The sequence below is a fragment of the Pseudomonas sp. AGC41 genome (assembly GCF_057334555.1).
This window is the reverse complement of record NZ_JBHFJB010000023.1, coordinates 1-9,664: the sequence shown is the minus strand read 5'-3', so window position 1 is coordinate 9,664 and position 9,664 is coordinate 1. Positions and strand designations below refer to the sequence as shown.

Below are 9,664 nucleotides of genomic sequence, written 5' to 3'. Positions count from 1 at the left end.
AAACATCGGTCGCCCGCTCAAGCACACCGCCAGTTACCTGCTCGACGCGAACCTGCAACCGGTGCCGCAAGGCGTATCGGCGGAGCTGTACCTGAGCGGCGCGGGCCTCACCCGGGGTTATCTCGGGCGCGCGGCGATGACCGCCGAGAAATACGTGCCGAACCCGTTCTCGACCACCGGCGAACGCCTGTATCGCAGCGGTGACCTGTGCCGCTATCGCGCCGATGGCGTGCTCGAATACCAGGGCCGGCTCGACCATCAGGTGAAGATCCGCGGCTTCCGCATCGAGCTGGGGGAAATCGAGGCGCGGTTGCTGCAGCAAGCCGAGGTAAACGATGTCGCCGTGCTGGCCCAGGAAGGGCCGGGCGGTCAGCAGTTGGTGGCTTACGTGGTTGCCCCGGCGCTGCAGCGAGACGCTAAAACGCTGCGCGACCAGATCAAGGCACACCTGCCCGACTACATGATCCCGGCCCATTGGCTGTTCCTCGATCACCTGCCACTGACCCCCAACGGCAAGCTCGACCGCAAGGCTTTGCCGGGCATCGAAACCGGGTCTTCGCGGGGCGGTTACGAGGCGCCGGCCAACGAGCTGGAGCAACAGATCGCCGACATCTGGCAAGAAGTGCTGGAAGTGCAACAGGTTGGGCGCAACGATCATTTCTTCGAGCGCGGCGGTCACTCCTTGCTGGCGACGCAGGCCGTCTCCCGGTTGCGCAAGCTCACGCGTAATCCGCTGAGCCTGCGCGACTTGTTCGACCATCCGCAACTCAAGGCACTGGCGGCGCTGATGAGCGAGACCGGCGACGGCGCGGAGCGGGCCGGCGATTCCAGCCAGGTCCGACTCAAGGCCCATGGGCCACGGCAATCGGCACCGCTGTCGCTGGTGCAGCGGCGGTTGTGGATCGCCGAGCAGCTGGCTGGCGGCACCTCGGCCTATGGCATGCCCATGGCGCTGCGGTTGTGCGGCGAGTTGTCGGTCGAGCGGCTGATGAGCAGCTTTGCCGAAGTGACACGCCGTCACGCCGTGCTGCGCACCGCGTATGTTCAGGATGACGAAGGCGATCCGCTGGCGCTGATTGCCGATGAGGTCCGGCTGGATTTCCCGCTGGTCGATCTGTCCGAGTTGTCGCCCGGTGCCCGGCAGGAGCAAGTGGCCCAGGCGATCCTGGACAACGCCAGTACCCCGATTGACCTGGAGCAGGCGCCACTGCTACGCGGGCGGATCCTGCGCCTGGGGCCGACCGAGCACGTGTTGTTGTACGCCATGCACCACATCATTTCCGATGGCTGGTCGATGGGGCTGTTGATCAATGAACTGGTGCAGATCTACGAAGCGTCCCTGCGCGGCGAGCCCATGCCGCTGGCGCCGCTGGAAGTCCAATATCACGACTTCGCTTTATGGCAGCAGGCGCTGGAAGACCAAGGCGTGCTGGCGCGCCAGGGCGATTATTGGCAGCAGCGGCTCGACGGTTACCACGGGCGTCTTGATTCGCCTTTGGACAATCCACGCGGCCAGACGGCCTCCTTTGCGGGCGATGCGCTGCAGTTCGAGCTGCCTGCCGGGCTGAGCGCGGCGTTGCGCCGGCTGTCGAGCGACGCCGGCGTCACGCTGTACAGCACGTTGCTGGCGTCGTTCCAGGTGCTGTTGCACCGCCTCTGCGACGCGCAGGATCTTGTCGTCGGCGCTGACGTGGCCGGACGCGAACAACCCGAGCTGGAGCGCCTGATCGGTTTCTTCGTCAACGTCCTGCCGTTGCGTTCGCGCTTTGCCGCCGATGTCGCCTTCAGCCGGTTCCTGGCGCAGACCCAAGACCATCTGCTCGGCGCGCTGGAACATCAGGACCTGCCGTTCGACCAGATCGTCGAGGCCGCAGGCGTGCCGCGGCACAAGGGCATGAACCCGTTGCTGCAGGTGTTGTTCGTGATGAACAACGTGCCGGTGCGCACCCGTTCCATGGCCGGCTTGAGCGTCGAGTTCCTGCCAGCGCTGCAGAACCATTCTAAATTCGACATGGCATTGTTCGTTGACGAAGAAGAAGGGCAGTTGCGCGGTAATTGGCAATTCGCCACAAGCTTGTTCGGACAAGAGCGCATCCAGTACCTGATCCGGGCCTGGACGGCCCTGTTGGAACAGATCGTCGCTGATCAGGACATTCAATTGGGAGCTATCAGCATGCCAGTCGACAACGTGGCGACAGCCGCCACGCCTGCCAACGTCCCGGGGCCCAAGGCCGATAAACTGGGCAAGTTTCTCAAGCGTTCGGCGACCCCGGCCACGCGGCCGCGGCCGGCGTTGGTGCGCGAATCGCTGGTGGCGGCGCCCCAGCGTTTCCCGCTGATGCTGGAGCCCGGCGAGCCGCAGCTGGACGTCATCGAGTGGATCCGGCAGAACCGGCCGTTGATCGAGCAGAAGCTGGCCGAACACGCCGGCATTCTCTTCCGTGGCTTCGAGCTGGACGGTATCCAGGGCTTCGAAGCGTTCGCCGAAGCCATCCAGCCGGGGCTGTACGGCCAGTACGGCGATCTGCCGAAGAAGGAAGGCGGCAAGAACACCTACCGGTCCACGCCGTACCCGGAACGCAAGATGATCCTGTTCCACAACGAGAGCTCCCACCAGGACCGCTGGCCGCGCAAGCAGATGTTCTATTGCGAGCAAGCCGCGCCCGTGGGCGGCGCGACCCCGGTGGTGGACTGCCGCCTGATGTACGAAAAGCTGCCGGCGGACCTTCGCGAAAAGTTCGAAGACAAGGGCTTGCTGTACGTGCGTACCTTCACCGACAAACTCGACGTGTCGTGGCAGCACTTCTTCAAGACCGAGGATCGCCTTGAGGTCGAGGCTCGCTGCCGGGCCGGCGGCATCCAGTGGCGCTGGCTCGATAACGATGAACTGCAGACCCGCACGCCGGGGCCGGCGGTCATCACGCACCCGATCACCGGGGAAAAATCCTTCTTCAACCAGGTGCAGCTGCATCACATCCATTGGCTGGAGCCGGACGTGCGCCAGGACCTGTTGTCGATGTACGGCCTGGAGCGCATGCCCCGGCACGTGTACTACGGCGACGGCACGCCGATCGAAGACGAGGTGATGGCGCGTATCGGTGAGTTGTACGAAGCCTGCGCGGTGCGTTTCGACTGGCACAAAGGTGACGTGATCCTGTTGGACAACATGCTCGTGGCCCACGCCCGCGACCCGTACGAGGGGCCGCGCAAGATCGTCGTCGCCATGGGCGATATGTACGACCACGCCAGCCTGGAGCGTCCATCGGGCGCTGGGCAATCGGTCCGTGGCGCATTCAATACCGAGGAAAGCGGAGCATGAACGAGGTGACGATGGACACGCAGGAAGCGGGTTTCGCCCTGACGCCCGAGCAGCAACGGGCACTTGAGCAACTGTCGGGCACGGTGACCTGCGGCGAGGCCTTGCGTTGGCTGAACGTGGTCATTGACGGTGATCTCGACCCGCAGCGATTGCAGGTCGCCTTCGACACGCTGGTGGCGCGGCAGCCGATGTTGCTCGCGCGACTGACCAAGGTCGGCGGTTTCCACGGTTTGCGTCAGGTGGCCCATGCGGGACGCTTCCCACTGACGATACAAGCCAGCGAACAGCCGGCCGAGGAAGTCCGGGCGCAGATCAGCGAAACGCTCGGCCGGGCTTTTGTGCTCGGCGAATCGGCCAGTGTCCAGGCTGGGCTTTATCGTCTGGCGTCGCGGCAATGGCAACTGCTGCTGGGCATCGCCCGCCACAGCGCTGACGCGCCGTCGATGAGCCTGCTGCTTGAACAGCTACGGCGGGCTTACGCCGGCGATGTGGCGGAGGAAGAAGCGCCCGGCGAGTTTGCCCAGTACCTGGAGTGGCGCAGCGAAGTGGTGCTGGATGAAGATGCCGGCACTGCAAGAAATTACTGGCAGCAGCATTTGCACGGCCTGCAGACGGCGATCGACACGCCGTGGCTGGCTGCGCGTCGTGCTGGTGGTGGAACCGCCGATGCGCAGATTTCGCTGATCTTCGAGCCGGCCCGACGCGACGCCTTGCAACAGTTGGCCGAGCAGCTCGGCCAACCGCTGGCGACGTTGCTGCAAGGCGCATGGTGGGTGCTGCTGGGACGCCTGGGTGGCCTTGAGCAAGCGCTGGTCGGCGTGCGCCACGACAGCCGTGGCGACTATGACTACTTTGCCAATGCCTTCGGCGTGTTCGAAAAGAACCTGCCGCTTTGCGTTCCATTGCCCGCCGACGCGCCGTTCAGCGAGTGGCTGGCGGAGCTGGCGACGCGTCTCGAAACCCATCGCACCTGGCAGGAATACTGGACGCCGGAACTGGCGTCGGAGGCGGCATATCCGGCCTATGGCTTCGCGATTGCCCCGGCGAATTCTGTTCGCAGCAGCGCTGGCCTGACGTGGGCGACGGAGCCCTTGCCTGGGCGGGATGCGTTCGAATTGCTGCTGCAGATTCAACTGGACGACAGCCAACAACCGGTTGCGGTCGACCTCCGCTACGCCCGCGCGGGTTATTCGCAAGCCGCGGTCCGCAGCGTGCTCGAACAATACGAGGTGCTGCTGGCCTCGATCCTCGCGGCTGCGCACACGCCTCTGGCGCAGCTCAACTTGCTCGGTGACGCCGAGGAGCAGCGTTTGCGGGCGATCAACCCGGCGATGCAGGCATTGCTGGATAACCGTTACCTGCCGCAGCGCATTGCCGAGCTGGCGCTGCAGACGCCGGACGCCATCGCCCTGAGCGACGCGGGTCAATCGCTGAGCTACGGTCAGTTGAAAGATCAGGTCGAGCGCGTCGCCCAGGGCCTCATGGACCAGGGCCTGGGCGAAGGGTCGATTGTCGCCCTGGCCTTGCCGCGCTCGGCGGAACTGGTGATCGCGATGCTGGCAAGCTGGCGCATCGGCGCGGCTTATCTGCCGCTGGATATCCAGTGGCCCCAGGCCCGTCAGGCGTTGATGCTGGAGCAGGCAGGCGCCGCTGTGTTGCTCACCGATGCATCGCATTTGCCGGCCTGGCAGGCGCAGCCGTTCAAGGCGCTGGCAATCGCCGAGCTTGATCGTGCTTCAAGCACGCCGTTGCCAGCCCTCACGACCAAGGGCAATGACATTGCCTATGTGCTGTTCACCTCAGGTTCCACCGGCGTGCCCAAGGGCGTGGTGATCGAGCATCGGCAGTTGCTCAACTACACCGCCCAGGCCAGCCAGGCGTTGGGGCTGAGCCAGTGCAAACACGTCGCTTTGAGTTCCACCGTGGCGGCGGACCTGGGCAACACGGCGCTGTTCGGCGCGTTGTTCAATGGCGCGACCTTGCATGTGGCCAGTGATGAACAGATGCAGGACGGCGCGCTCTTTGCCGGATTCATGCGAGAGCAACAGATCGACTGCCTGAAAATTGTGCCGTCGCACCTCGCGGCGCTGCTCGACAGTGAGCAGGCGACGCTGCCGCACATCCTGGTGCTTGGCGGCGAGCCGATTGCGCCGACGCTGGTCGAGCGTATCGCCCGGTTGCGCAGCGATTGCCGGGTGTTCAACCACTATGGGCCGACCGAAGCCACGGTCGGAGTGATGATCCATCGGTTGGCGCTGGACGGCGCTGCCGATGATTGTTCGGCGCTGACCCAGGTGCTGGGCAATAACCAGGTCTACGTGCTGGACGCTGACAGGCGCCTGGCGCCGGTGGGGGTGCTGGGCGAGGTGTACCTGGGCGGTGCGCAGTTGTGCCGGGGCTATGTGAATGCCGAGACGGACGAGCAGACGTTCATCCCGAGCCCGTTCGACCCGGCGCAGCGCCTGTACCGCACCGGCGACCTGGCGCGTTATCGCGCGGACGGCGGGATCCAGTTGCACGGCCGCCGCGATCAGCAGGTCAAGGTGCGCGGGTTCCGCATCGAACTGGCGGAAATCGAGGCCGAGCTACTGCGTGTACCGCAGGTGGCCGAAGCGCTGGTATTGCCCGGCGAGCCGGGCTTGTTGGCATTTGTCGTGCCCCGGCAAGGCGGGTCTTCGGGCGTGCTCGACGCCGTGCGCGCCGAACTGAGCGCGCGCCTGCCCGGCGTGATGGTGCCGCAGCAGCTGCAACTGATCGAACGTTTCCCTCGGCTGGCCAATGGCAAGATCGATCGCAAGGCGTTGCAGCAGTTGGCGGTCGCGATCAGCGATGAGGAGGACGCCGCGCCCCGCGATGCGCTGGAGCAACTGCTGGCCGCGCGCATGGCGCAATTGCTTGGTCTTGAACGATTGGGCATCGAGCGCGACTTCTTCGCCGCCGGCGGCCATTCGTTGCTGGTGATCAAGTTGGTGGCCGGCATTCGCAAGTTGTTGCAGTGCGACATCCATCCGGGGCTGGTCTTCGATCATCCGACCGTGGCGTCGCTGGCCATGGCCTTGCGAGCGGTGGAGGGCAGTCCGGGGCAACTGGAAAAAATCGCTCAGGTGCGTTTGCGCATGGAAGCGCTGAGCCCCGAGGAAAAAACCCGGCTGACCGAACAGGCTCAACAGCTGCAAGTCGCCAAGGCTGCGCAAGGCCGCTGAAATGAAGATCGTTCCACGCTCCGCGTAGGAACGATCGCTTTAATCAACAAGAGGCCGATGCCCGTTCGCATCGGCTTTTTTTTAAGTTTTTGCGCGAATGATAAATAAACTCATTCCGGTTTTTCCCGGGTGCTGCGTCTTACTAAGGTATGCGGGCAAATCGGCTCGGGCAGGGCTGCCCAGGCGCCGGTTGTGTCCAGGAAAAATTTAGCTGTCGTCCAGCCGGATGACTGTCCCGGGGAGGGGGCGGTCAGCAGGTACACCGTGCTGGCGAGCGGCAGGCCCTTCGGCCCCCATGGACTTTTCACTTCTACCAATAATAGAGAGCACGATGTCGGCAATTCATGAGTTGAAACCGCTGTTCAAGGCACTGGTCATGTCCCGCGGCCTGCGTTCGCGCCGGGTGTTGACGGGCCTGGGGCTGGTCTGCGTGTTGCCGTTGAGCGCCCAGGTGATGGCTGAAGACGTCAGCGTCAACATCCCTGCGCAACCGCTGCCGCAGGCATTAAAAGCGTTCGGCGAGCAGACCAACCAACAAGTGATCTATAACGCCGACGAACTGGCCGGCCTGAAAAGCAATCGCGTCAGCGGCAAGATGAGTCCGCAAGCGGCCATCACCGAATTGCTCAAGGGCACCGGCGTGCGCCACAGCCTCGAGGGCAATACCCTGATGCTGGTAAAGGGCTCCGGCGCAGGCCTGGAACTGGGTGCGACCACCATCAACGCGCAGCAGCCGGAAGCCACCACCGAAGGCAGCAACTCGTACACCAGCAATGCCGTGACCATCGGCAAGGGCACTCATACCCTGAAGGAGATTCCGCAGTCGATCACGGTGATGACGCGCAAGCAGATGGATGACCAGAACCTGGTCAGCCTCAAGGACGCCGTCAACCAGACCACCGGCATCGTCGGCCTGCAGGGCGTCGGCCAGGGCATGATCCTCTCGTCGCGCGGTTTCCAGATCGACGACTGGCAGTACGACGGTGTGCCGATCCCGCGTAACACCTACTCGCTGGGCAACTGGGCGACCCAGGACCTGATCTTCTTCGACCGCCTGGAAATCCTCCGTGGTGCGTCCGGCCTGCTGCAAGGCACCGGCAGCCCCGGCGGCGCCGTCAACCTGGTGCGCAAGCGTGGCCAGAGCGCCCCGACCGTGACCCTGACCGGCAAGGCCGGCTCCTGGGATCACTACGGCCTGCAACTGGACGCCGGCGGCCCGCTGAACGAGGCCGGCAACATCCGCGGCCGTATCGTCGCCGACGAAGACCAGAGCAATTCCTTCGTCGATCATGCCTGGAACAAGACCCACTCGCTGTATGGCTCGCTGGACATCGACCTGAGCGAAGACACCACCCTGGGCTTCGCGGCCAGCCAATCCAACGGCGAGTCGCGGGGCAACATCCGCGGCCTGCCACGCTACGCCGATGGCTCGATGCCGGACGTGTCGCGCTCGACCTACACCGGCGCGCGCTGGAACCGTTCCGATATCGACGTCACCACGCTGTACGCCGACCTGGAGCATCGCTTCAACGAGGATTGGGCGTTCAAGGTCGGTGCCGTGCAGATGACCGAAGACAACCAAGCGAAAAACCAGCGCACGCAAAGCCCCGGTGGCCTGCTGCCGGATGGCAGCCGCGTGCAATATGCCGACTTCGTGACGGACTTCCAGTCCACCAAGGTGGGCCTGGACATGAACCTGGTCGGCAAATTCGAAGCCCTGTCGATGGAGCAGGAGGTCATGCTCGGCGGCAACTACTCTCAGTTGGAGACGGACGACAAATACGCCCGGACCTTCAACAGCAGCACCGACACTATCTTCGACCTCGACAACAACCGTCCGGACATCAGCTATGAGAGCTTGATCAACAGCCCGGGTGGCATGGGCACCCTGAGCAAGTACGACGTCCGCCAGAAAGGTGTATACGGCACCTGGCGCGTCAAACCGGTGGACGACCTGACGCTGATCCTCGGCTCCCGCGTCAGCTGGTATGACTTCAGCTACAAATCGAATACCGAACGGGCGACCGGTATTACCCGCAACGCGCCAAGTACCGCGACTGAAACCGGGGTGGTCACGCCCTACGCCGGTATCGTCTATGACCTGAGCCGTGAATGGGCGGTTTACGCCAGCTACACCGACGTGTTCCAGCCGCAGACCAACGTTGACCCGAACGGTTCGGTACTCAAGCCCATCGTCGGTACCAACTACGAAATCGGTCTCAAGGGTGAGTTGATGGACGGGCGGGTCAACACCTCCCTGGCGGTCTTTCGCTACGACCATGAGAACCGTGCCGTCAATATCCCCAGCTGTACCGGGTTGAACTGCTCCGAGGCTGCGGGGAAAGTGCGTAGCCAGGGCATCGAGGCCGAGATCAGCGGTGAAGTGGTAGACAACCTGCAGTTGTTTGCGGGCTATACCTACAACACCACCAAGTACCTGGAAGATCCGAATAACGAAGGCAGCATCTTCAGTACCTGGACGCCAAAACACATGTTGCGCGTGTGGGGCAATTACCAGTTCACCGGTGACTGGAACCGTGTGAATGCGGGCCTGGGCTTCACCACCCAAAGCCATACGCAGGTCTACGACCTCAACTATGACGTACCGGGTTATACCGTTTGGAATGCCCGTGTCGGCTATCAGTTGACGCCGGAGATCGGGTTGGCGGTCAATGCCAACAACCTCTTTGACAAGACGTATATCACGCCGGCTTACAACCAGATCAACGGTAACAACAACTTCGGTGATCCGAGGAATCTGATGTTTACCGTGAAGTACACGCCGCAGTTCTGATCTGATCTGATCTGATCTGTGGTGAAAGGCCGATCCGCTGGTGGTTTTGCGGGTCGGTTTTTTTGTGTGTATATCCAATTTTTTGGTAACGGCCGCTTATGGTTTCGCCCTTACGGCGAGTCACTTTCAAAAAGCGTGAAAGTAACCAAAGCGCTTTTGCCCCACCACTCGGTGCCTCGCTAAGGCTCGGCATGCCCTCACTCCGGCATTGCTCCGTGGGCCCGCCGCGAAGGGCCGTCCCTGGCCCTGCGCGGCTATCCCGGCATCCATGCCGGGATGCCCACTGCGCAATGCCTGCGCTCGGCCAGCGTGGTTAACGGGGCGCCGAAATCAACGTCCACCGCGAGG

Annotated in this window: 3 protein-coding genes; all 3 read left to right on the top strand. The window is 63.3% G+C overall.

Annotated elements, in window-relative coordinates:
• Nucleotides 1–3,319, top strand: a 3,319-nt coding sequence (locus ACE04F_RS04020; RefSeq protein ID WP_486105003.1) for a condensation domain-containing protein, incomplete at its 5' end; no start/stop codon positions are given.
• Nucleotides 3,316–6,522: a non-ribosomal peptide synthetase gene (locus ACE04F_RS04015; RefSeq protein ID WP_486105001.1), complete on the top strand. Its 3,207-nt coding sequence runs from the start codon at nt 3,316–3,318 to the stop codon at nt 6,520–6,522. The genes ACE04F_RS04020 and ACE04F_RS04015, both read left to right, overlap by 4 nt.
• A 331-nt stretch (nt 6,523–6,853) precedes the next feature.
• Nucleotides 6,854–9,316, top strand: coding sequence for a TonB-dependent siderophore receptor (locus ACE04F_RS04010; RefSeq protein WP_486104999.1), 2,463 nt, complete (start codon nt 6,854–6,856; stop codon nt 9,314–9,316).
• The last annotated feature ends 348 nt before the right edge of the window (nt 9,317–9,664 follow it).